A 22,791-nucleotide genomic window follows, 5' to 3' on the forward strand; every position below is an offset into this window, starting at 1 on the left:
CAATCACATATTGCCGCTGGCCCATTGCAAGGCATATTCCATACCACACTTAACTGCTTCAACGAGATTTTTCCCATTAAGCAAGGAGTGTGTCATTGCTGCAGTCAAGGCATCACCACAGCCAATCGTATTGAGTACAGGGGTGTCTTTATTTGGAATTACCACTAAATGCAAGCCATCATACACCCAGGTATCAAACTTGCCTCGTGTCAACACAGTACGTACTTGGAAATCGCGGTATATTTTTCCAGTTATTGCTTCAATCTTATCAAAAAACTGTTCAGTATCTTCATTCTCAAACACTGTACTTTCGGGAACGAAGGTCGAAATGAATTCAGATAGGTTTGGTTTGATGATATCAGGATGAAACTGAAGACAATTTTTCAAATCCTCACCTTTAATATCCAAAACTACAAGTTTGCCTAACTCCTTTGCCTGACGAACCATCTGTGGGAAGATTGAATCTTCAAACCCAGGAGCCTTTGTTCCAGAGATTACTACAGCATCACGACCAAGAATTTCCTTACGAAACAATGCAAGGACCTCCTCACCCACACATGGACTGACCACTGAATTCTCTTCTATAAGTTCGGTGCTTGTGTGCCCGCCCCTATTGATGATAGTAGTGCAGGTCCTAATTTGAGCCTTGCTGTCAACGTACTTGATGTTGATATTTTCCTGATGACATAGGTCTAGATATTCCTCAATTCGACACCCACCCAACTGAGTTAGACACAGCGTATCATGACCGAAATATGATAGGCCACGTGTAACGTTGATACCTTTCCCAGATGCCCTTAGATTGTACTCGAAGCAGCGATTTACCTCATTCTCATGGAACGAATTAAAGTAGAGCATTTTCTGGAACGTAGGACTCAAACAGATGGTCAATATTGAAGACTGGTTCATAACAACATTATCCTTATTTAAAAATTTTGCATTCAGACGATGCATGAATATCAGTGAGCATTCAGTCGTCGAATCAATTCCCCTCGACATACAGAGGTACCGATTACCAAGGGGAGCTTGAACATAGTACGATTAATCAATACGTCATCGTCATAAAAAAACTTTGACCCATTCCAATACTGGAAATCCATTCCTGCTTTCTTTGCGATGGCATGTGCAGGAGCGATATCCCACACATAACAAGTTGGATCTAAGCAAGCCTCAATCCCTTTGAACACCACTGCGCTGACAATATGGATGATAGAACACCCATAAGAACGAAAATGACATTTTGCTTGAGCAAAAGGTAATTCATGAATTATCTTCGATCCGGTTGTCACTTCCCTGGGATTATCTTTCTCTCCAATCGCTATCGAATGGACAGATAGAACTTCACCATTCAACCAAATTCTATCCTCATCCGGGTCGGTACGTAGAAATAGTTCTTCGCAGCCACATCCGAATCTCGGAGCATAAACGATGGAACCAACAGGGTTTCTCCGGCTATCCAAGATTCCAAGCCCTATGCACCAAGCCGGGAAACCCTGACTATATGAATCTGTTCCATCAATAGGATCAAGAACGAATGTGTATGGCGCCTGAGGGTTGAATTGCCCCTGAACAATCTCCTCGGTTACGATATTTACTCCAGGAAACAGCTTGATGAGCTTATCGAGAACCCGACGAGTGATATACAAATCTGACTCTGTAAGAATGCTCCCATCAACTTTCAAGGACCGCCGGATTTTAGCTTGTTGCGCTTTTGCATATAGGCCGCATTCACGAATCGTCCTCTCCAGCTCATCAAATTTCTGTTTCATCTTGCTTCCCCCTGACTCAAAGCTTTCCAACACTTCCAATCACATCAATTCTACTTTCGACAATTTTTGCACAGGCTTCGATGACTTTGACGGAAACCGAACGTGGATCTGAACCAGAATCAGAAGCGTATGCCTGCTTGGAAACATCAAAGACTCCATGTACCTTCAGCTCTGTACCGACATTGATTTTGCGAACTCCCAGTTGTATTGCTTTCTTAAAATCATCGTCAGAAACACCTGTTCCCCCATGAAGAACTAATGGTATTGTGGGAACCAATTCATGAATTCGAGCGATACGAGGAAAGTCAAGCTTTGGTTCGCTCTTGTAAAAACCATGGACGGTACCTACAGCTATAGCCAAAGCGTCGACACCGGTATCCTTGATGAAACGTTTTGCATCTTCAGGAACGGTGAATAGCGCTTCGCGCTCATCGACTTTGATATGATCTTCCTGACCACCAACATGACCCAGCTCAGCTTCAACTGAAACACCATACTTTGCTGCATATTCAACAACTTGGGCAGTGATATCAACGTTTTCCTGATAAACCTTGCTAGAGGCATCAATCATCACTGAAGTGAATCCATTGTCGACACAACGACGGATTAGATCATAATCGGTTGCATGATCAAGGTGAAGCACCATATCAACATCATAATCACGTGCTACTCCGTAACAAGCTCCGACTGTCCCTTTCTCCCCCATTATTTTCATGGCTCCCACTGATGCCATGGCTATGACTGGGCTATTTTTACGCTGTGCAGCGAGCCCAATTCCAATCAAATTCTCATAGGTGAAGAAATTGAATGCACCAATTGCATAATTTCCCTTCATTGCCTTTTTCATTAGATAATCTAAAGTTACTAAAGCCATTTTGCTCTCCTTACTCCACTAATCTAGATTTAATCGCATCCAATGCTTGCTGGAACGCTTGGTCCGAACTTCGATAAGTCAACACCAATTTCATGTTTGCATCCCAGGAGGGAGAACTGGTGTCCTGATTACTGTAATAGGAATACCAGTTTTCAATAATCTCCCCGTCCCTATCCGAATTGCGAGACCGTATCATTTCAAAATGTAGTTCGCTATCTGGTACGAGATATATTCCAATCGTATATATTTGGCGTTCTAAAAAATCTTTTTGAAGTACAGAGAAAAACCTTGCGTCACGAACTTCTCTCGTCAAAGGTGCAGACAAAATGCAATCAATACCCAAGTTTAAATTTTCTATCACAGGTGCCCATAATGTCTCATAGCTTGTGTCCCGCCATTTTCGATAGAAAGCCAGTTTGCTGTCTGAGATACCGTATTCTGCTTCAATACGCTTAAGATGAGAAGCATTAAGTGTGTCATAGTCGAAATACGGCCAATGAAGCTCCATTGCCAGCTTCTTGGAAATAGTCGACTTGCCAGTTCCTGGTAATCCAGCGATTACTATCAAGCAAGGTTTATTTGCATATATCATTTTGCGTACTCCAAAATATTTCGGGCTGTTGATACATCAGTGATAAGCGTATCAACAGTCTGACACTTTAAGAGACCGATGATGCTCGCAACTTTCTGATATCCAGCAGCGATGGCAATCTTGTGCTTGACAGCCTGTATCTTATTCCAGGGCATCATTTGGCGTCCATGCATTATCGGTTCATAAACATTTCCTTCAGTATCGAAAAAATAATTCAGATAATCTCCTGTAATATCCTTGCCTCGCAACTCACCGGTGATTTTCTCTCCAAACATCGCCTTTCTGACATTTGGCTCGCGAGAAAACGGTACACCGATACCACCGATTATTATGTCCAGAGAATTCCAATACTCGGTGACATCGAAGGTTGGGGATTCCTGATTGATCTCCTGGCGGACGAGCTCCATGAAATTCCGATCTGTCTGGCCACCCCAGAACCTAATGAAATTCTCAGTGATGTTCCGATAATCAAAGTAGTCTAATTTGTCGTCAAGCGTACGATTACATATTAAGTTGTAATTCAATACTGGATAGTATCTCCAACTATTACGTCGATCTGTAGTTCTGACCTTGTAAGAGGATATCTCATTCATTGTCCTCCCTAAGCCAAATCCAACATTAGTTTGGCTTTTTGGAAAAGACCGCAACAGGTACTCTGAAGCTCCTTCCACCAAAAATGAATACATATGTTTCTCACTGTTCGCACCAGGGACAAGAACAAGTTCAGGCAATCCATAGATTTCTTTGAAAAGCAAGGAATAACGCTTTTGTTCGTCCTTGGTGACATAGGGAGGATTTATATTGATTTCTACAATACCCCGATCATGCGCGAGCTTGAGATATTTGCCAACCTGTACATGTGAGACACCATATTCATCTGCAATTTCCTTTTGCCGACGCCCGTTGAGGTAGTAGGCGACGGCGACAGCAAATAGTTTTTCGTTGGATATCATTCTTTGACACCTCCTGCAAGTCGGTTGATGAAAAAATCTTGGGACACGGTAAATAATACCATTGCAGGAACAGCTATTATAACACTTGTGGCCATGAGTCCTCCCCAGTTGATGAATTCACCATGGAATGTAGTTAGTCCGACTGTTAACGTATAACTTGAATGTTTCGTAATAAATGACGAGGCGATGAGAAACTCCTGCCAAACCTGAATGAAGGTATATATGCTAACGGCGACAATGCCACTTACAGCAAGAGGGAGCATTACGTACGTGAAAGTTTGGAAGAGGTTACAACCGTCGATAATCGCAGCTTCTTCTATCTCCATTGGGATATCGACAAAATACGTTGAAAGCAGGATGACGGATACAGGAATCTGCAATGCGATATAGGGCAGTATCAACGAACCCTGAGTTCCGTAAAGATTCAATTTGGCACACATCAAAAAGAGTGGTACCAACAGTACAACTACCGGGAACATCTGTGTCATCTTGAGAAAGTTCTGAAATTGCTTGCTTCCCTTGAACTCTAAACGGGTTACTGAGAAAGATGCACAGGTAGAAATGATCGTCGTACAGAGGACTGTTATAATTGTTACAAAGAGACTGTTTAGAATAAACGTCCCGATTTGATACACCTCAAATGCTTCAATATAATTGAAGAGATCAAGACGGACTGGTATGATACTAGGCGGAACCTCAAAAATTTCAAGGAACGTTTTAAATGATGATAATACAATCCAGTAGAAAGGAAATACAATAATCAAGAAAAGAACTATTGCCAGGACCGCAATTAATAGTTTCTGACGAGCACTCCTCCTGCTACGAATGAGCATGAAAGATGAATTATTAGGATTCGTTTTCCTAGACATGCCTTACCTTCCTTAACAGTTTTCCAGCAAGATTGACTATGACGATGATACCGACCATCAAGAAAAACATTATGACACTCATTGTCGATGCATTGCTGATCTCATAATACTGAAACGCTTCACGTTGTACCATTATCGACATAGTTGTTGTCAGTTCAGCTGGGCCTCCATTTGTCATTACTTTTAAGATATCATACGCGTTGAACGACCAAATAAAACACAAATAAGTACAAGTAATTATCGTCGACTTGATATAAGGGAATGTGACATATCGAAATAATTGTTTTCGGTTTGCACCTTCTATGGTTGCTGCTTCGACATGATCTTGAGGAATTGTGTTGAGCTTTGCAAACAACATTAAGGTAAAAAATGGAAAAGCTCGCCAGGTATTGGCCATAATGGCCGCTGCCATGGAAGTCGCACCGGTTCTGAACCATGAAAAGTCCTTCGGAACGATTTGAAGCAACTTGAGACAATAGCTTATGATTCCCGCATCTTCCTGCAGCATGAGAGACCAGATATACCCGGTGATGACTGAAGGAAGGACCCAAGGAATCAGCACAAGTGATTTAATAAACCCTGAACCTCGAAAGCCTCCGCTGAGCAATAGTGCAGAACCAAGACCAAGAAGAAGTGCACTACCAACATTGAAGAACGTCCAAATAAATGTCCGCTGAACAGCTGCCCATACTCGGATATCTGAAAACAACTTGATGTAATTGGAAATGCCCACATTTGACTTTCCAACCTGTAATAGACTATAATTCTGAAAACTTAGTATTACATTCATTATCATGGGATAAATCATGAATATGCAAAGCATCAGTAAAGCTGGAAGAATGAGAAGATATGGAACTATGCTGTATTTATTCCTGACAAGCATTTATATTTCCTTATTTGGACGATTAATCTAATTGCGGTGGGGGAATCCCACCGCTACGAATCTATCAAACACGTTGTAATAATTATTTCAGATCTTTGTTGAATCCATCAAGGATTTCCTGGACTTCGATTTGGCCTAGTCGGACGGCTGCTTCTGGAGTAACAATACCCAACAGAGCTTCCTGAAAACGGCGGTTCCAAGTTTCTGCAATGCGAGTGAAGACAGAAATCAGGGGAGCAGGATAGGCACTGCTGGCAAGTTGCTCACGGAACATATCGTAGTCAGATACATTATATGGAGGATAATCGAACGCATTCGTATCAGCCGGCAGGCCTCTTGCTATCAGAGCTTGATTTTCCGGTTGCAGGACAAATTCGAGGAAAGTCATTGCTGCTTCCTTGTTCTTTGAACCAGCGCCAATCCCCCAATGATAGCCACCCATGGCAGATCCACGAACTCCAGTCGGTCCCATTGGCATGACGGAGAACTCGAGATCTTTGCGGTTGGGGAACTGAGGAATGACACTCTTGATTTGAGAAGGCGTCCACCATAACATCGCCACCTTGCCTTGAGCAAACATTGAACGAGCCAAAGTATCATTGATGTTCGTATCTTTTGGCATATACTTGTACATCTCAACCGCCCACTTCAAGAACTCAAGCGCCTGAGGAGTATTAAGCTGGGCAACATACTTGCCGTCTACTTCGTCATACACCTTTGCATCGAAACTGAGCATGAATCCACCTAGATCATACATGCAAAAAACATTCTTACTAATTTGACCTGCCATTGCATATACGCCGAGCTTCTCATAAGCAGTCCTAGCGATGGTAAGCATATCATTGGTGGTCTGAGGAGCGGACAATCCTATTTGATTAAGGATGTTTACATTATAGGCCAAAATACGACAATCTGGGTCAAATGGAAGCCCAAAAACCTGTCCTTTGATCTTGCCAGCAGCTATAGCTGCCGGGGACCACGTGGAAAAATCCAAATTAGTTTTTGCCAGAAGTGAATCCATAGGGGCAAGAACGCCACCGGCATACAACGGGTTCAATGAAGTAGTTATTACCTGAATGACATCATAATCGTTGCCAGAAGCATGTGCCAGCAAGATCTGCTTGTCGAGACTGTCATATGCAACTTTCTCGAATTCCACATCATAATCAGGATATACCGCTTCAAACTTTGCTTCAATCTCGTTCGGTAATATGTTTGAGTTGAATGTCGAATCCCAAAGCAAGACTCGTATCTTCTGCGGTTTTAAGGAACTAGTAGTCTCTTTTGATCCAGCAGCAAAGATGACCCCTGCTACAAGCATCAAAACCAAAGTGACGCTGAGAGTTTTTCTCATCATTCTCATGTAATACTCCTTTATTGTTAATAATGAAACTTATTTTTTTGTTTCATTTGTAACTTTATATAGTTTACATTAATTTTACTTAATTGCAAGTAGAACAGTTTGAATAGCAAATTATCGTAACCAGACACCTCAATGAAATGCTGGGTATGAAGGACCCGAACACTTGTACTGGTTCTTTGTGTGGCTGGTTGCAGATAATTTCGGTGTACTAAACCGTGTGTGTCATGCTATGGGGGAACTATCGATCACCCTTGTACGGTTTTCGTTGGGAAGAAGGGCCGAGGTGGCCCGAATCGGTATGAATCGAAGTGTGACGGAAGGAATTGAGACAAGCACCCCCTTACCCCCAGGACCGGGGGCAACGACAATGGAGGTGGTGGTATGAGAGAATGTCAGGCCGGCGAAGCCCGGGCCAGTGCCTGCTGGTTTAGCAGACTCCCGCACCTGGGACAGAATCTCGGGTCGCGGCCGAGAATCCTGAGGACAAGCTCAAAGGGTGTCTCAAGGTTTTTGTCTTTCTTCTTGTTCCGCTTGCTGCGAAACCTTGCGGCTAGTGCCATACGGTACAACTCGAGCCGCTTGCTCTTGTTGCATGACGAGTACAAGCCGTAGTGGCGAATCCTGGTGAAGCCGTGGGGAAGCACATGCAAGAGGAACCAGCTATTGAGTCCAACTTTCTAATATCACAAGAATGGCTGTTTCCACAGATTTGTTTTGCAGTATAGGGGTTTCGGCATTAGAATCCTGACTTTGACAGCTAAAACCCAGAAAAAAGCTTTCAACTTATTCAGATGCAAGCTTTTATTTTGCCCTTCCAAAACACAAATATGGTTGGATAGATTTAGCCTTCGTAATCTTTTTTCTTGGTCTGCCCGATGATTCTTCTGATGTCCGACTGCTGCAGGAACTTCCTTGATATGTCTATATCCAGGGTCTTGAGTATGGTGTCGACTATCACGTCATAGTATGCGACCTGGTAGATGTTTGAGTTTGCAAGCTGCAGGGCGTTGAAGCTGGAAAGCGACTCCTGTATCGACTTGGCCGAGTACTGCCAGCCGAGCTGCAGCTCCAGCAGCCTTTCCAGGACCAGGGAAATGAAACAGATAAGGAAGTGGGCCCTGATCCTGTCCTGCCTGCTGTGGAACACCGGCCTCAACGACAACATCCCCGTCTTGGTGACCTTGAACGTCTCCTCGATCTTCCACAGCCCTCCGTAGATGTCCGCTATCTCCGAGGCCGGCACCACATGGTTGAGCACCAAAAACCCGTCCGAATCCCGGTAGTATGCATGGCCGGACGGCTTGTCCGGGTTTATCCCGGATTCGTCCTCGACCCCGATGACGTTGGTGCAGATGAGGTAGTAGCCGTCGTACTTCTCGTCCTCCTCCAGCCTCGCGGCGTCGAACTCGTAGAGGCACCAGTCGGCCTGTACCAGCTCCCCCGCCTTGACGGGGCTCTTTCTCAGGTACTTGCTCTTGCCGTAGCTGGAGTCCTTGAATTCCTTCGACCGTTTTCCCTCGGACTGGAGCGCCTTCTCGACCACCGCCTGCCGTTCGCGCTTCGCCCTGTCGCTGTACTTCCTGCTCCAGATGAACACCTGCCTCTCGTTGTAGATTCCCGAATGCCTGCTGTCATCCATATCGCCGTATGCAGAGGCCCTCTTGGGGATCGTCCTCTCCTTGATCATCGACACCACGTTGCCGTTGTCGTCCAGCGTACGCTCCCACCCCTCGCACGAGAGCGCGAACTCCTTGGTCTGTGAGTCGGACTTGCGTATCGACTGGCTGATCACATACCCGTTCCGTGCATCCCGGATCTTCATGATGTTGTAGTAGCTCATCATCCCCTTGTCCGCCACCACGATCTTCCTGCTGTCGGAAAAGTCGATGATGCTGTTGTCCATGGCCTGTGGAAGCGTCTCACAGTCGTTGGTGTTGCCCCTGAACAGCTCGTAGGCGATGGGAATGGAAAGCTCGTCCATGAACAGGCCCATCTGGATGATGGGCTCGGGCCGGTGCTCCTTGCAGGGGCCCTTGGCCCTCAGCCCGTCCTCGTCGTCGGCCTCGTCCCGCTCGAAGTAGTAGTTGGTGACGTCGTAGAACACCACCGTGTCCCGTCTTCCGAACTTCTCCTTCACCTTGGCGTCCAGGTGCTTCAGCAGGTCGGTCCTCCATTGCAGCAGGCGGTCCATGCTCCGGTAGACGTCCTGCAGGCCGTAGCCCGTGTCGCCGAAAAACCGATCCTTGTGCTCCCAGGTGTTTTTCTTGGAGGCCGGCCACAGGCATCGCGAGTAGAGCAGGTGCTGGAAGATGACGTTGATGTTGAACCCGCAGTCCAGGTACCTGCGCCGGTTGTTGACGAACTCGTCAAGCTCCAGGCGGTGGTACAGCCTCGAGTAGGCGGCGAACCCGAGGTTCCTGCAGTCGTCGGAAACCTGCAGGTCGCCCTCCCCGGAAAGGCTGAGCCTGATGGTGAAGTCGACCTGGTAGTTCATCGTCCTGACGACATTCCTGGACATCTCGCGTAGCTCGTCGGCCCTTCGGTTCACATAGGCCTGCGGGTCCTGCTCGCCGAGTTCCCGCAGTTCGTTGGCGGAGTACTTCTCCACCATGACCGTCTTGCGCTTGGTCTTCTCCCCCGGGATTCTGCTGACGGTGTTGATGTAATAGATCGTATCGCCGCTCTTGAGCTCGTTCCTGGTTACTGCGTAGGCCATGGGTCACTCCTTGCCATCAGTATACATGATGCAAGCATGGTTGTAAATAAGTTAACGTATGCGTACAAAGAAATGTTTTGAAAACCTAGGGGTATGGGCAAGAAAAAACCACCCTGGGGTGGCTGGCGTGTGGTTCTGGGGTTTGGGCTTAGCTTATGCTGCTGTCAAAGTGTGGAATACATATCCATGGCCCCACAACCGGATGCCATTGCAACCAGGACAATGGCTGGGGCGTTCCCAGCGGTAGGCTTTCCCTTGAGCTTGTAATTCTTTCAGTTTCACATGATAACTCAAAGTTCGCATACTGCTAGGCCCTAGAATTTTGGATGAAAAGCAAAGGAAAAATTTGGAGATTAATTAATAATTACATATAATATATAGACATAAGCTCGAATATCTCGTATAATGGATGTACTATAAACCTATACAAGACAAGGAGCTTATGCCTAACATGTTGAGGGATTTTACCAACAATACCGATGCCATTACAAGTCAAGTCAGTGCTTTTTCCCAGAGATTTAAAGTCGGAGCCATCCTTCGCCATTGTGGTGCACACAAACAAAAGGGCATAGAAGTCCGGAAGGTCTTCTCCTACCTGTCTACCCTGCTGTTCTGTGGAATATCCATGAACAGGGATCAAAAAACCCGCAAGTACGGGAACATGGTGAAAAAGGATACAAGCCATCGGTTCCTCCAATCCATGAAGATGGACTGGAACCGGTTCCTTTCCCTGTTGGCCAAAGAGATCATCGACAAGGATTTCCGCCCGATATGCCGCAACGATTGCAAGGGAGTGCAAAAGCCTTTTTTCCTGGTGGCCGATGACAGCAGCTACTGTCGCAACAGGTCCAAGAAGGTGGAGCTGAGCGCCAAGAACTGGGACCATGCCCTCAAACGCTACTACAAGGGATTCAGGATGCTTACCCTTGCCTGGACCGATGGCGTATCGGTCCTTCCCGTATCTTTTTGCAATATGAGCACATGCGACGATACGAAGGTGCTCAGGGGATCCAAAGGGCTTACCGCCAAAGAAAAGGAAACCTTTGGCTTCAAGATACGCAAGCTGGCAAAACAGAAGATGAACGACACGCTGCTGGACCTTCTGGATGTCGCTGCAGCGGCGAATCTCCAGGCCCGGTACCTGCTGTGCGACAAGTGGTTCGCCAACCCCGTCACCATCTTCGCCATCAGAGACAAGGGATACGAGGTGATCTGCATGCTGAAAAACTCCTCCACCTATTATCTCTACAAGGGAGAAAGGAGAAAGCTCAGCCAGATTTTCCGCATGTGCGCCAAGGAGGAGAGGCTCCAGCGCAAACTGGACCGAAAGGCCGGAAATGACGACTCGAAAGGCAGGAAATTCCTGTTCTCCGCTGCCATCTCACTGATCAACAAGGATGAGAAACCCAACCAAGAATCGAAAATCGTGTTCGTCAGGAACAGGAACAAGAAGAGTGAATACCTGGCGATTCTCTGCACAGACAACAGCCTGTCAGAGGACCAGATAGTTGAATATTACTGCAGCCGATGGGGGATAGAAACAATGTTCCATACCTGCAAGTCATTCCTGCGCCTGCAAAAGAGCACCCAATCGCTGGATTATTCAGAAATCCATGCCAGCACCGCCATAGTCATGTTCCAATATGCGATGCTCTCCTGGCTGAACCGCCAGAACTCTGATGAAATAGGTTTCGGTGAACTGTTCTACCAACTCCTGGAAGAGGTCCAAGATACTGCTCTCTTTCATGCCATTGAACTGGTGTTGACATTGTTCGTCGAGACCCTCGCTTCTGAATATGCCATGCCACCGGGAAAGCTCAATGAAGCGATGAACAAATTCCTCAAGCAACTGCCTGAGAGGCTGAAAACCTGTCTGGATCTAGCTGCTTAGGCATGTGCGAACTTTGAGTGATAATACAGTACTATGTTTATAGTTTGGGGAGCAGGCATCTTTGGTTGGAGGCTGCTCCCCTCTCCTTTCCTATGATGCCAACATCATACTATATAAAGTGATACTTTGTCTAAGACACCTTGATAATATTAAGAGTTGTGCAATTGTTTAATGTGGAAGCCAACAATCCGCACCACCGATGGACAAGCTGGAAGCGGCAAGATACAAGGCCTGGACCACCGTTGAGAGAACCAACAGTGAACTCAAGGACGGGTACCTTCCCGACAAGATCTACAGAAGGGGCCGCCATGCAAGGTATGACATCGAGCTGGCAATCCTGCTGACAACCCTGAAGAAAGCCCGCAATGTCCTGCTGGCCAGGGAGGAAGCGAGGGTCGGCAAACCGGCTTGAGAGAACTTGGAAAGCGTTGAACATGCACCCTCTTGCTTGCAAGGGTGGCCTGCTCATGCCCGAAAACCATACTATCGTACTTAAGGTCGACTGAAAGTCATCGCGGTTCTCATTGCTTGGCTATTGAACAATCTGGACTGGATGATATTGCATCGTTATGCATGAATGGATGCATATTTATTAGCCGATTTGTTATTTTGAAATTGGCTCTATATAGTGTCGAAAGAAGGGAAAGTGTAATTTAAATCTCTGGGAAAAAGCACTGACTTGACTTGTAATGGCATCGGTATTGTTGGTAAAATCCCTCAACATGTTAGGCATAAGCTCCTTGTCTTGTATAGGTTTATAGTACATCCATTATACGAGATATTCGAGCTTATGTCTATATATTATATGTAATTATTAATTAATCTCCAAATTTTTCCTTTGCTTTTCATCCAAAATTCTAGGGCCTAGCAGTATGCGAACTTTGAGTAACCAAGTATCAGGAGGGATATATGAACTGTCATGTTGGAATCGACATTGGGACTACAAATACAAAATGTCTAGTCATGGATACGAATGGGACAATCGTACTACGGTTGACAGATAAGACTCCGAAACATCTCATTCACTCTCTTGAATTCTTTGATGTACATAGAATTGATTCTTTGATTGATTCGTTTATCACTGAAGTCCAAAGTAAGTATTCAATCCGTTCCATTGGTTATTCGAGTATCGGGGAAAGTGTCATCCCTATCAAAAATGGCAAAATCTGTTTCGACTGTCCTCTGTGGAGTGTTGCGAGCATCACATCTACACCACACCAACGCGATATCATGAAACAGTACTGTGGTTTTGAAAACACCGGTACCGTCCATAATGGATTATTCTCTTTGGACAAGATTCTATGGATGAGAGATCATTTCCAAGAATGCCGGGAAGTAGACCTGTGGCTTCCGATGACAGCCTACCAAGTATATCGCAAGACTGGTGAAGGAGTATGGGACTATACTCAAGCTTCCCGTTCTTATATGTTCAATGTTCATACAAAACAGTGGATAGTACCTTTGTTGGAGGCCTTCAATATGAAGGAACCTGGACGGCTTGCAATGATAGGGACCGCAGTATCAGGAAAAGACGGAATAGTCCATGGTATTGGGGGACATGATCATATGGTTGGCCTCTTTGGAATTGAAAAGATCTTCTCTCAGGATGGAAAATCCATTCCTCTTTTCTATGATTCCATGGGAACTTCTGCCGTATTGACCATGATTTCAGGATCTGAAAGCCATGTTGATATTTCCGACCATATAACTTACAACCCAACAGGAGGTTGTCTGCTTCCAGGCTTTTCTCAAGATTCTTTCATTCTCACAAGATCATTTAGAATGTTTGGAAGCTTACTTGCGTATGTTAAGCGTATAGGACAACAGGGAATTTCTAACTACCAGTTTCAGGACATCAATGAAATGTTATTACAATGCATTCCTACGCAATGCCGCACACTCATCACATGTGATGGAGACTTCATCCTTGGAACAACGGGAACCGGGGAGGTAAATTTCCATAATGTGGATTTGAACGGAGACATTACAAGTCTTCTGCACAATACATATTTGTACCTAGCAAGCCTTACCAAATTAATGCAGGACGACCTTTATAGATTCTCCACGACAAAAAAAGCACTGACCTTCATCAGTGGAGGAGGAATAACTGATAATACGCTGTTCATGGAATACCTGGCTACGGCATGTAATTGTCGTATTACGGTTTTACCTACAGCTGAGATCAGTGCTCTTGGAGCTTTGATAGTCGGATTGGTAGCTTGTAAGGATGATACAATGTTAAAGATTGTCTCCAATCTCCAAGAAAGATGTACCTTCGTTGAACCATCCCTCCGGTTGAAACCTGCGATCAAAGATGCACGAATTCAATATCTGAAGCTTCGTGAAACAATGAAAAGCTAGAGAAGTAACAGTTCCATTTCACCTTACAATGTCAAGAATTATTTTGGTTCAATCACCAGGAATCGAGGGTGTCGCTGCGCCCTTTCTCGTCAAGGACTTGCAGTCTCGATTCGTCTCCGTTTATTGCAGGCTGGGTGAGTATGTAGTCCCTGATCGCCTGCGCCACGGGTTTCAGCTCCGAACCGGCCCGCAGGTGCCAGTTCGCAAAGTTCTGCTCGCTCAGCTCGATGCCAAGGTTCCTGAACCGCTTCGATATCCTGGTGACGGACAATCCGTAGAAGAACTTGTCGACCAGGGATGCGGCGACGAGGCTGTCGCCGGCAAGGCCTCCGGGGATGAAGCGACTGGGGGCCGAGGCGGTGATGATGGTGCGTTTCCTGACGCCTTTGGCGTCATGGGTCTCGCCGCAATCGGGACAGTAGCCCTTGTGCCTTGCCTGCTGGATGATGTGCAGGCTGTTGCGCACGATGTCGATGTGCTCATGCACGTCGGGGCTGCCGATGTCGACAAGGCCTGCGCCGCAGCTCTGGCACGTGTCGGCAAGCATGAATTCCTTGCGCTGCCTGGGATATGAGGGGTCGAAACCCTGCCGGCCGCAGCCGTTGCCGCGCCTGCGGCTTTCGGGGTTTCTGTTCCTGCCCCCCGTTTCCTGTGATCCAGTCTCGTTCTTGGCGCATTGCTGCTCAACCGCCTGCTTGGCTTGTGCGAGGATTTTCTTCTCCTCCTCGCTGAGAGAGCCTTCCTCTTCCTTGCAAAGGAGCTCTACGGGTATGTTGAAGAGCTTGCGGTACTTTTCGCTGGAACTGCCGAACCTGAGGAAAAGGCTGAGCCGCAGTTTCTCCTCGCCGGCGCGCACCGCCCGCGAAAGGACCTGCACATCCTCGCTCAGCTCGGCGTTCTCCTTCACGAGTGATCCGATCTTCTTGTCGAGGGCGTCAATCTTCTTCCTTTCCTTCGCGTTCGCCTTTTCCAGCTCGGTGACGCGCATGCGCAGCCGGGTGAGTTCCTCTTCGTTCGTCATGGGGGAATTGTATCGGATTCTGCAAAACTAGTCAACACAACTCTTTTCATGCAAACAATTTAGACACGCGATTGCCTCTAAAAACACTACCCAGCGGGAAGCTGTGGCAGCTGCCTGTCGGGCCCTGGCCGGTCTTCAGCAAAAACACCAAAATGCAGAAAAGAGGGCGTACAGGACCATGGCTGTCCTCGGCAAATACACACCGAATATAAATTTACATGATTTTTCTCAGATGTGCAGGTCCATCCGGGTCACCAGTGCGCGCGCCTTGAGTTGTTCCAGCGGAACGGGGTCTGACAGCAAATCCCTCAGCTGTCCCTCCGTCATCTGTGCCGCAGAGCTCTTGTCCATGGGCCAGCAATAGCAGCCATACCGGATGGACCTGCAGAGCATCCAGCACCCGGCCCCCTCGCAGTAGACGATGCGCATCTGCTTCCTGTTGGTTGAGCAGAACACGAACATCGACTGCTCGTCCATGCTCATGTTCATCGCTCCCACCACCAGCGATACCATGCCGCGGACCCCCCGACGAAAATCGGTGGCCCCTACCCTGAGGAAGATCTTCTTTCCCTCCAGGCTCGTGTCGAACGGCAGGCTCATGAGAGCTTGCGCCTCAGCTCCGCCAGCATCCTCCTGTTTCCTTCTGTATAGGAAAGCCGGTACAAACGAGTGCTGCACTCATGCACGTCTGCCTGGAATGCAATCATCTCCTCAAGGCTCAGACCACTCTCGGCTTTGCGACTGCCGCCCGTTCCAATGGTGTAGCACACCATGCGGGGATCCTCGGATTCCGCTTTGCCCGGGTTCATCTTGGACTTGCCGTTCGTTCCCCCTTCTAGTTCCCTCACCCACCTTCCAAGCGTCTTGGTTGATACGGGTATGTCGGGTGAGCTGCAGAATGATATGAGTGTGGCTCCCGATTGCTGGAATCTCGTGATTATATCCAGCTTGCTCTCTTGCGAATATGCTTTGAATCCTTGCATCTTCAATCCTCCGTAGCCTATGTTACAGAGTTGCAGCATCCCCTGGGTATGGTGTATTTGGTTTGATGCTCACCTCTTTGATGCCAGCAGGAAAGGCTATGTCAGGAACCCTGTGGCTGAGAGAATCCCACAGGATTTATGATAGAGCCAAATTTTTAGTAAATCTGTAGCCATGGTTTGCATTCTTCTGATACATTCATGAAAGAGAGAGGTTGCAAAGCGATGAAATCATATAAGAATCAAGTATTGGTAGTCTGCCTTAATCCTACTTTCCAGGAAACTCTAGTGTATAAACGGCTCCAGATAGGTGAAGTAAACAGGACTCGATTGCATCGATTGGATGCCTCAGGAAAGGGGATGAACGTTGTTAGAGTTCTCACTCAGCTTGGAACCAATTGTACGTTGTTAAGCCACCTTGGAGGGAGTCGTATTCAAGAGTTTCTAGAACTTGCCAATAAAGATAAAGTAAATATCGTCTGGACAGATAGCAATAGTCCAATTAGAACTTGCATTACCATATTACAGACTGAAGTTTTTTCAACCACCGAGTTGATTCAAGAGTCTGAATCCGTGCAGATAGGAACAGAAGAAGAGATTAGGCATCTCTATACAAAGCACCTAAAAGAAGTAGATGCAGTAATTTTTTCAGGCACTCGTTCCCCCGGCTATTCTGAAAATCTTTACGCACAGATGGTTAAAGAGGCAAAAGATACAGGAAAATTTGTAGTATTGGATTATCGTGGCGAGGATCTTAAAAGATCCTTAAGCATGAAACCGAATATAATCAAGCCAAATCTATCGGAGTTCTGTTCAACGTTTTTTCCATCCTATGATGTGATAGCGGAACAACAAGATTCTGGGCATTTGAAGCAACAGGTTTCTCAAATTATGAAAGAGTTGTATGATAAATATCAAACAATGACAATCATAACCCACGGGTCCAAAGATCTCTGGGCTTATGATGGAGTTAGTTGGTATGAAATACCGGCAAAAAAAGTAAAGGCAATAAATACCATCGGTTGTGGCGATGCTTTCACTGCCGGGTTGGTGCATGCATATATTAATGAGCAGTGTTTTTCACAAGCACTAGATACAGCACTAAATGCAGCAGCACTTAATGCAACTTGCATAACTCCTGGCAGTCTCTATGATAATAGTTTGAAAAATTTTGCAAGGTAGTGACCTATACCGTCATTGTCATTATCCGCAGTTACATCATCTACGCAGGCTTTCAATAAATTTGAACTATTGCCCATTGCCACTCCCCAGCCCACAGACATAAGCATTTCACGATCATTTTCTGCATCCCCAAAAGCAAGCATCGAGGAAAGCGGAATATTCATTCTTTTAGAAATGAGATCAAGACCATTTCTCTTATTTGCCTTGCTATTCATAATTTCAATATGGTTCTTAAAAGTCGAGACAGCTGTAAAGGATTCTGGATACCTATGAGCTAACTCACCAAGCAAGTCCTGACCGAGACTCTCTGTTTCTCTGCCTGTGATCATTGCCTTGACAATAGGTTCACTTTTCATAAATGCATTGCTGATCGGCTGGCATGTTTCATATGCAATTGGATCCAATTGTTTATAAAGAAGAGAATCCTCCATATCTAAATAGACCTGGTTCTCTGTATAGAGATGAAGTCTTAATGCTGTATTTCTTGTAATCTTAATAAGTTGAAAAACAATGAAGTCATCAAGGTGAACCGAATATAGCTTCCCATTCGAATCTGGGTCAATAATTATTGATCCGTTGAATACAGTAAGTGGTAATTGAGATGAAATTGATTGGGTATAGGCTTGTGCAGAAACAGCGCTTCTCCCTGATGCAAATCCAAGCAATATGCCTCTGCGCTTTACCTCCATAAGCACGTTTCTTGTATAGGGAAGTATTGTTTTATGGGAAGACAGCAATGTCCCATCCAAATCCATGAGTATTGTTGTAATTATTGATGATTGCATTCATTCTACCTTTAATAATGTATTTCTTGTAAGGTATGATTGAACAACAATACTGTCAATGATTAATACAATCAGTTTTAATCATAAAAAAACAGATAGAGGGTAAATAAATCGCGTTTTTCCTTGACAGCAGTGTAAACTAGTCTCACTATAAATGTATAAAAAAGCAAGTGTGTGCTTTCGCATGGCACTAAGCAATTTTGGCGTATGCCAAGAAAATCAAGGAGGAGATGATGAAAAAAAGTATTGCTCTACTCATCATCATGGTTTTGTTTGTTGCAATGACCCCGATGTTTGCACAAGGCTCAAATGAACAACCACAGACATTAACAGTCTATGTTGGGTTGCTCGAAGAACACGGTGCTGCAATTTGTCAGGCATTTGAGAAAGCTACTGGAATTAAAACTCAGTATGTTCGTATGAGTGGTGGAGAGATTTTTGCTCGAATCAAGGCAGAAAGTCAGAATCCCCAAGCTAGTGTATGGTATGGCGGTGGTTCCCTGACATTTATCGAAGCTGATAATAATGGATTGCTGGAACGTTATGTCAGTCCCAATGCTGCAATTATCAGTGACAAATTTAAAGATCCCAATGGTGCTTGGACAGGTATTTATAGCGGTTACTTAGGTTTCTATGCTGATGGTGACTGGCTTAAAAGAAATAATGTTGCAATGCCAAAAACCTGGAACGACTTGTTAAATCCTGCCTTTAAGGGTGAAATTGTCATGGCTCACCCCGGTTCATCCTCTACTGCATACAATATGCTTACCACAATTCTTCAACTACAAGGCGAAGAAAAAGGATGGGATTACCTACTCAAACTGAATGATAATATTCGTCAGTATACCAAGAGTGGTTCAGCTGGTGGCCGAATGGTTCAGCTGCACGAGACAGCGCTGACCATTGGATACTTGCATGATGCAGTAGCTTTTAAGCGTGAAGGATATGATCATATCGTAATTGCAGCTCCAGAGGATGGAACAGGTTATGAGATTGGTGCTGTTGGTATAATTAAGGGAGCTCCTCAGCTTGCAGCAGCAAAAAAATTCGTTGATTTTGTATTAACCGCAGAAGCTCAAGAAATAGGGCAAACTGTTAATGCCTTGCAGTTCTTGACAAACCCCAACGCACGCCCGCCCAAGGAAGTTGAGTCTATCAAGAATGCAAAACTAATTAATCAGGATGACGCATGGTCTGGTGCCAATCGCTCTGATTTCTTGAATAAGTTCAATCAACTGACCAGAACAGCTCCTCCAAAATGAGATTAACGCAGTATGCTGGGTGCCATTTCGGCAACCCAGCATTTCTCTGTTAAACAAATCTCCTATCGAATTCATTAACTGAATCCAAAGTATTGATATGTCTGTTCAATATGATGCTTCGGGAGATGAATTCTACATGATTTCAATATTCGTACCGGCTTTAATTACAATTGAATACATCAACTCAAGAGGTTGGGAGTTGACTTGGTGGCAACCGTAGCTCGGAACATATCACGCAGGGAATTCGGGAATATTGTATTGCTTGCTAAGTGATATTTCGTAAGATGTATAGGTAAATTTTGGTTTAGTGCTGTTCAAATAAACCTTTACATGATGTACCTTTGGGGAGAACTGTCCCAATAAACAACCTTCTGCATGCTACTGATAAAAGAGCATTGCATATCGCCGATAAGGCCTAAAGTTATGATTTTTATATTATGAGGACTTTTATGCAAGAATCTCAAAATGCGCTTTACAATGAAGATTCGGGTTTTAAAAGATACTTCAAGCAATTGAAGTTTTCATTACGCGATCCAGTTCTACTTGTCTCTGTCATTTCTGTAACCATCATCGTTGCAATGTTTATTGTAATCCCCCTCTTCTCGATACTCCGTGAAAGTGTAGAAGCAACTGGGACTTTTTCATTAAAGTCCTATTCTGCAATTTTTCGAAGCAGTTATGATCTAGAGATTATCTGGAATACTATAAAGCTCGGGTTGGTTGTAGCGACTTTAGGGACTGCTGTTGCATTTTTATTTGCATATGCAACTACCTATCTGAAAATTCCAAATAAACGTTTCTTTAAAGTATTGTCCATTCTTCCTATGATATCTCCACCCTTTGTCATTTCGCTTGCAGCAATTTTATTGTTTGGCAGAAGCGGGTTGGTTTCTTATAAATTATTTGGTGTGAGAAATGACATTTATGGATTCTGGGGATTAGCACTCACCCAGGTACTTTCATTCTTCCCTATTGGATATTTGATGCTTACAAACCTTTTACAAAACATCGATCCATCAGTAGAAGAAGCCGCTCAAGCACTTGGATCCAATCAAGCCCGTGTTTTTATGACAGTTACTATTCCGCTTATGCTACCTGGATTAGCCAATGCAGCACTTTTAATTTTTATCCAATCTCTTGCTGATTTTGGTAACGCAATTGTTATTGGTGGAAATTTCACCACCATGGCAGTCCAAATATACCAACAAGGAATCGGAAGTTATGACATGCAGGGAGCTACTGCTTTGGCTGTTGTTCTTCTCATGATTAGCGTACTTGCATTCTATTTACAAAACAGTGTAATCGGAAAGAAATCCTACATCACCGTTACAGGAAAAGCATCAAAACAAAGAATCATGAATGCTAATAAAAAAGTCACAATACCTGTATATATCATTTGCATGGCGATTTCAGTAACTGTTGTAAGCATGTATCTCCTAGTTCCTTATGGTGCGTTTGTTAGGTTATGGGGTGTAGATTTCAGTTTCACTACACGATGGATTAAATATGTATTAACCATCGGAATGCGCTATATCAAGGACACAACAATTCTGGCTGCACTTGCTACTCCAATTTCTGCCATCATGGGCATAGTTGCTGCATACCTGATTGTTAGAAAAGATTTTCCAGGCAAGAAAGCATTGGAGTGGTCAATTCTCATGGCTATTGCCTTACCTGGAACTGTTTTGGGCCTTGGGTATGTACTTACTTATAATACACCTCCTTTAATACTGACAGGATCAGGATTCATCTTAGTTGTAGCTTTGGTTATCCGAAGCATGCCAATTGGAACACGATCAGCAATTGCCGCGTTAAAACAGATTGATCCTTCCATTGAGGAAGCTGCAAGTATATGCGGGGCAGGAAGCCAGAAAGTGTTCATATCCGTCACAATCCCACTTATTCGTCCTGTTTTCTTTAGCGGTCTCGTCTACTCTTTTATAAGAGGGATGACTTTGGTCAGTACAATCATTTTCTTAGTATCTGCTCGCTGGCAGATGCTTACAGTGGCTATTATGAATCAGGTTGATCAAGGTTTGTATGGCGCAGCGAATGCATATTGTCTGGTCTTAATAGTTATCGTCGGTGGTGTAATGCTACTCATGAACTTATTTATTAAGACACTTGGAATAAATCTAAATGAGGGGTATTAATATGATAGAGAATTCTGCAAAAGCAGTTGAATTGGTAAATTTATCCAAGACCTTTATAACAAGTACACGAGGTAAGGTCCATGCAGTTCAAAATGTCAACCTGACTATTAATCCTGGGGAGTTTGTCACTTTGCTTGGACCCTCCGGTTGTGGGAAAACAACACTACTGAGAATGATAGCTGGTTTTGAGATGCCCTCTGATGGTCATATAATGATTAACGGGGAAGATGTAATCTCAAAAACACCCGATAAGCGAGATCTTGGCATGGTCTTTCAGAATTATGCTCTATTTCCTCATTTGAATGTTTTTAATAACATCGCTTACGGCTTAAAAATCCAGAAACTTTCTAAAGAGGAAATGGAGAAACGTGTTTTAGAGGGATTGAAAACTGTACAGATGGATAATTTTGCTGAACGAGTACCAGCTCAGATGAGTGGAGGTCAACAACAGCGTGTTGCTCTTGTTAGAGCATTGGTTCTCCATCCAGGTGTCTTATTGTTTGATGAACCACTATCGAATCTAGATGCAAAACTCAGATTACATATGCGGGATGAAATACGAAGAATCCAGAAAGAAATTGGTATTACTTCGATTTACGTAACTCATGACCAAAGTGAAGCCATGGCAATGAGTGACAAAATTGTTATTCTCAAGGATGGCATTATCCAACAGGTGGGCAATCCTCAAGAGATTTACCAACATCCTGCTAATGAGTTTGTTGCGAACTTTATCGGGAAAGCAAACATTCTCGAAGGGAAAATCATTTCTAAAGAGAAAAACGATGTAGTTATTGATATAGACAAGGTTAAGTACGAAGTACATACCAACACTCGTTGGAATGTAAATGATTCAGTAAAAATTGTTGTCCGGCCTGAAGCCATCGAAGTTGGTAAGGAAGATATGACCGGGACGGTTGTCAAGACTATTTACATGGGGGTAAGCCAGGACTATTGGATTAACTTCCAAGGAAAGGAGCTGGAAGTTTCAGACTATAATCCTTCATCAAAGCAAATCTATCCTGAAAATGGACCAATTTTCTTTGGCTTCAAGGAGAAGTCTCTGCATATCCTTGAACCAGAAACTTAAGGAAGTTTAACCTTCTAAATTTTATTCTTCCAAGTGGGAATCAAAACCGA

The 22,791-nt window shown here is 44.6% G+C and carries 21 protein-coding genes; 8 read left to right on the plus strand and 13 right to left on the minus strand.

Annotation, left to right across the window (positions count from 1 at the left end; translation table 11 throughout):
* Positions 1-3: 3 nt before the first annotated feature.
* From MUG09_RS16175 to MUG09_RS16210, 8 genes are all read right to left on the minus strand, one after another.
* Positions 4-999 carry a 1-phosphofructokinase family hexose kinase gene (locus tag MUG09_RS16175; RefSeq protein WP_342345917.1) on the minus strand — a complete coding sequence of 332 codons (996 nt, stop codon included), beginning with the start codon at positions 997-999 and terminating at the stop codon, positions 4-6.
* Positions 960-1,769: an inositol monophosphatase family protein gene (locus MUG09_RS16180; protein ID WP_244772471.1), complete on the minus strand. Its 810-nt coding sequence runs from the start codon at positions 1,767-1,769 to the stop codon at positions 960-962. The genes MUG09_RS16175 and MUG09_RS16180 overlap by 40 nt, the downstream gene beginning before the upstream one ends.
* Positions 1,770-1,785: 16 nt before the next feature.
* Entirely contained in the window at positions 1,786-2,643 is an 858-nt protein-coding gene (locus MUG09_RS16185; RefSeq protein ID WP_244772472.1) for a class II fructose-bisphosphate aldolase, read from the minus strand.
* A 10-nt stretch (positions 2,644-2,653) separates the two neighbouring features.
* Positions 2,654-3,235, minus strand: coding sequence for a P-loop nucleotide/nucleoside kinase family protein (locus MUG09_RS16190; protein ID WP_244772473.1), 582 nt, complete (start codon positions 3,233-3,235; stop codon positions 2,654-2,656).
* Positions 3,232-4,188, minus strand: a complete 957-nt coding sequence (locus MUG09_RS16195; protein WP_244772474.1) for a sugar-binding domain-containing protein — start codon at positions 4,186-4,188, stop codon at positions 3,232-3,234. The genes MUG09_RS16190 and MUG09_RS16195 overlap by 4 nt, the downstream gene beginning before the upstream one ends.
* On the minus strand, positions 4,185-5,057 hold the full coding sequence (locus tag MUG09_RS16200) for a carbohydrate ABC transporter permease (protein WP_244772475.1): 873 nt from the start codon (positions 5,055-5,057) through the stop codon (positions 4,185-4,187). The genes MUG09_RS16195 and MUG09_RS16200 overlap by 4 nt, the downstream gene beginning before the upstream one ends.
* Positions 5,050-5,790: a carbohydrate ABC transporter permease gene (locus MUG09_RS16205; protein WP_244772476.1), complete on the minus strand. Its 741-nt coding sequence runs from the start codon at positions 5,788-5,790 to the stop codon at positions 5,050-5,052. The genes MUG09_RS16200 and MUG09_RS16205 overlap by 8 nt, the downstream gene beginning before the upstream one ends.
* A 232-nt stretch (positions 5,791-6,022) precedes the next feature.
* Entirely contained in the window at positions 6,023-7,303 is a 1,281-nt protein-coding gene (locus MUG09_RS16210) for an ABC transporter substrate-binding protein (RefSeq protein ID WP_244772477.1), read from the minus strand.
* 381 nt (positions 7,304-7,684) lie between these two features.
* Here MUG09_RS16210 and MUG09_RS16215 point away from each other — a divergent pair, with 381 nt between their 5' ends.
* Complete coding sequence (locus MUG09_RS16215) at positions 7,685-7,915, plus strand: hypothetical protein (RefSeq protein WP_244772478.1); 231 nt, start codon at positions 7,685-7,687, stop codon at positions 7,913-7,915.
* A gap of 229 nt (positions 7,916-8,144) precedes the next feature.
* On the opposite strand, the gene MUG09_RS16220 is transcribed toward MUG09_RS16215, so the two are convergent.
* The gene (locus MUG09_RS16220; RefSeq protein WP_244772479.1) at positions 8,145-10,019 is read right to left on the minus strand and encodes an IS1634 family transposase; all 1,875 of its coding nucleotides are present in this window, start codon (positions 10,017-10,019) and stop codon (positions 8,145-8,147) included.
* Between the two features lie 451 nt (positions 10,020-10,470).
* Here MUG09_RS16220 and MUG09_RS16225 point away from each other — a divergent pair, with 451 nt between their 5' ends.
* The 3 genes from MUG09_RS16225 (at position 10,471) to MUG09_RS16235 (ending at position 14,271) form a co-directional block, all read left to right on the plus strand.
* The gene (locus tag MUG09_RS16225) at positions 10,471-11,910 is read left to right on the plus strand and encodes an IS4 family transposase (protein WP_244772480.1); all 1,440 of its coding nucleotides are present in this window, start codon (positions 10,471-10,473) and stop codon (positions 11,908-11,910) included.
* A gap of 199 nt (positions 11,911-12,109) precedes the next feature.
* Complete coding sequence (locus tag MUG09_RS16230) at positions 12,110-12,322, plus strand: hypothetical protein (RefSeq protein ID WP_244772481.1); 213 nt, start codon at positions 12,110-12,112, stop codon at positions 12,320-12,322.
* A 497-nt stretch (positions 12,323-12,819) separates the two neighbouring features.
* Positions 12,820-14,271 carry an FGGY family carbohydrate kinase gene (locus tag MUG09_RS16235; RefSeq protein ID WP_244772482.1) on the plus strand — a complete coding sequence of 484 codons (1,452 nt, stop codon included), beginning with the start codon at positions 12,820-12,822 and terminating at the stop codon, positions 14,269-14,271.
* A gap of 52 nt (positions 14,272-14,323) precedes the next feature.
* On the opposite strand, the gene MUG09_RS16240 is transcribed toward MUG09_RS16235, so the two are convergent.
* The 3 genes from MUG09_RS16240 to MUG09_RS16250 form a co-directional block, all read right to left on the minus strand.
* Complete coding sequence (locus MUG09_RS16240; RefSeq protein WP_244772483.1) at positions 14,324-15,292, minus strand: IS66 family transposase; 969 nt, start codon at positions 15,290-15,292, stop codon at positions 14,324-14,326.
* Positions 15,293-15,520: 228 nt separating this feature from the next.
* The gene (gene tnpB, locus MUG09_RS16245; protein WP_280529410.1) at positions 15,521-15,892 is read right to left on the minus strand and encodes an IS66 family insertion sequence element accessory protein TnpB; all 372 of its coding nucleotides are present in this window, start codon (positions 15,890-15,892) and stop codon (positions 15,521-15,523) included.
* Positions 15,889-16,275 carry a helix-turn-helix domain-containing protein gene (locus tag MUG09_RS16250; protein WP_244772485.1) on the minus strand — a complete coding sequence of 129 codons (387 nt, stop codon included), beginning with the start codon at positions 16,273-16,275 and terminating at the stop codon, positions 15,889-15,891. Before MUG09_RS16250 ends, tnpB begins: the two co-directional genes overlap by 4 nt.
* Before the next feature lie 198 nt (positions 16,276-16,473).
* Here MUG09_RS16250 and MUG09_RS16255 point away from each other — a divergent pair, with 198 nt between their 5' ends.
* Positions 16,474-17,454, plus strand: a complete 981-nt coding sequence (locus MUG09_RS16255; protein ID WP_244772486.1) for a 1-phosphofructokinase family hexose kinase — start codon at positions 16,474-16,476, stop codon at positions 17,452-17,454.
* On the opposite strand, the gene MUG09_RS16260 is transcribed toward MUG09_RS16255, so the two are convergent.
* A complete protein-coding gene (locus MUG09_RS16260) occupies positions 17,421-18,239 on the minus strand; it encodes a Cof-type HAD-IIB family hydrolase (RefSeq protein WP_244772487.1) in 819 nt (272 codons plus the stop codon). The two genes, MUG09_RS16255 and MUG09_RS16260, sit on opposite strands and share 34 nt — an antisense overlap.
* A 233-nt stretch (positions 18,240-18,472) precedes the next feature.
* On the opposite strand from MUG09_RS16260, the gene MUG09_RS16265 reads away from it, so the two are divergent.
* The 3 genes from MUG09_RS16265 to MUG09_RS16275 all read left to right on the plus strand — a co-directional run bounded on the left by MUG09_RS16265 (position 18,473) and on the right by MUG09_RS16275 (position 22,741).
* Complete coding sequence (locus tag MUG09_RS16265; protein ID WP_244772488.1) at positions 18,473-19,501, plus strand: ABC transporter substrate-binding protein; 1,029 nt, start codon at positions 18,473-18,475, stop codon at positions 19,499-19,501.
* Positions 19,502-19,950: 449 nt separating this feature from the next.
* Positions 19,951-21,654 (plus strand): ABC transporter permease, encoded by a 1,704-nt coding sequence (locus MUG09_RS16270; RefSeq protein ID WP_244772489.1) that lies wholly within the window; start codon positions 19,951-19,953, stop codon positions 21,652-21,654.
* Position 21,655: 1 nt separating this feature from the next.
* Positions 21,656-22,741, plus strand: coding sequence for an ABC transporter ATP-binding protein (locus MUG09_RS16275; protein ID WP_244772490.1), 1,086 nt, complete (start codon positions 21,656-21,658; stop codon positions 22,739-22,741).
* Positions 22,742-22,791: the final 50 nt, after the last annotated feature.

The organism is Sphaerochaeta associata, from assembly GCF_022869165.1.
GTDB lineage: Bacteria > Spirochaetota > Spirochaetia > Sphaerochaetales > Sphaerochaetaceae > Sphaerochaeta > Sphaerochaeta associata.

Bases quoted from the DNA above. Each gene is read 5' to 3' on its own strand.
- MUG09_RS16220 (WP_244772479.1), bottom strand. From the start codon at position 10,019: ATGGCCTACGCAGTAACCAGGAACGAGCTCAAGAGCGGCGATACGATC.
- MUG09_RS16250 (WP_244772485.1), bottom strand. From the start codon at position 16,275: ATGCAAGGATTCAAAGCATATTCGCAAGAGAGCAAGCTGGATATAATC.
- MUG09_RS16230 (WP_244772481.1), top strand. From the start codon at position 12,110: ATGGACAAGCTGGAAGCGGCAAGATACAAGGCCTGGACCACCGTTGAG.
- MUG09_RS16185 (WP_244772472.1), bottom strand. From the start codon at position 2,643: ATGGCTTTAGTAACTTTAGATTATCTAATGAAAAAGGCAATGAAGGGA.
- MUG09_RS16255 (WP_244772486.1), top strand. From the start codon at position 16,474: ATGAAAGAGAGAGGTTGCAAAGCGATGAAATCATATAAGAATCAAGTA.
- MUG09_RS16175 (WP_342345917.1), bottom strand. From the start codon at position 999: ATGTCGAGGGGAATTGATTCGACGACTGAATGCTCACTGATATTCATG.
- MUG09_RS16260 (WP_244772487.1), bottom strand. From the start codon at position 18,239: ATGCAATCATCAATAATTACAACAATACTCATGGATTTGGATGGGACA.
- MUG09_RS16240 (WP_244772483.1), bottom strand. From the start codon at position 15,292: ATGACGAACGAAGAGGAACTCACCCGGCTGCGCATGCGCGTCACCGAG.
- MUG09_RS16200 (WP_244772475.1), bottom strand. From the start codon at position 5,057: ATGTCTAGGAAAACGAATCCTAATAATTCATCTTTCATGCTCATTCGT.
- MUG09_RS16215 (WP_244772478.1), top strand. From the start codon at position 7,685: ATGAGAGAATGTCAGGCCGGCGAAGCCCGGGCCAGTGCCTGCTGGTTT.
- MUG09_RS16270 (WP_244772489.1), top strand. From the start codon at position 19,951: ATGCAAGAATCTCAAAATGCGCTTTACAATGAAGATTCGGGTTTTAAA.
- MUG09_RS16275 (WP_244772490.1), top strand. From the start codon at position 21,656: ATGATAGAGAATTCTGCAAAAGCAGTTGAATTGGTAAATTTATCCAAG.
- MUG09_RS16180 (WP_244772471.1), bottom strand. From the start codon at position 1,769: ATGAAACAGAAATTTGATGAGCTGGAGAGGACGATTCGTGAATGCGGC.
- tnpB (WP_280529410.1), bottom strand. From the start codon at position 15,892: ATGAGCCTGCCGTTCGACACGAGCCTGGAGGGAAAGAAGATCTTCCTC.
- MUG09_RS16235 (WP_244772482.1), top strand. From the start codon at position 12,820: ATGAACTGTCATGTTGGAATCGACATTGGGACTACAAATACAAAATGT.
- MUG09_RS16265 (WP_244772488.1), top strand. From the start codon at position 18,473: ATGAAAAAAAGTATTGCTCTACTCATCATCATGGTTTTGTTTGTTGCA.
- MUG09_RS16225 (WP_244772480.1), top strand. From the start codon at position 10,471: ATGTTGAGGGATTTTACCAACAATACCGATGCCATTACAAGTCAAGTC.
- MUG09_RS16210 (WP_244772477.1), bottom strand. From the start codon at position 7,303: ATGAGAATGATGAGAAAAACTCTCAGCGTCACTTTGGTTTTGATGCTT.
- MUG09_RS16190 (WP_244772473.1), bottom strand. From the start codon at position 3,235: ATGATATATGCAAATAAACCTTGCTTGATAGTAATCGCTGGATTACCA.
- MUG09_RS16195 (WP_244772474.1), bottom strand. From the start codon at position 4,188: ATGATATCCAACGAAAAACTATTTGCTGTCGCCGTCGCCTACTACCTC.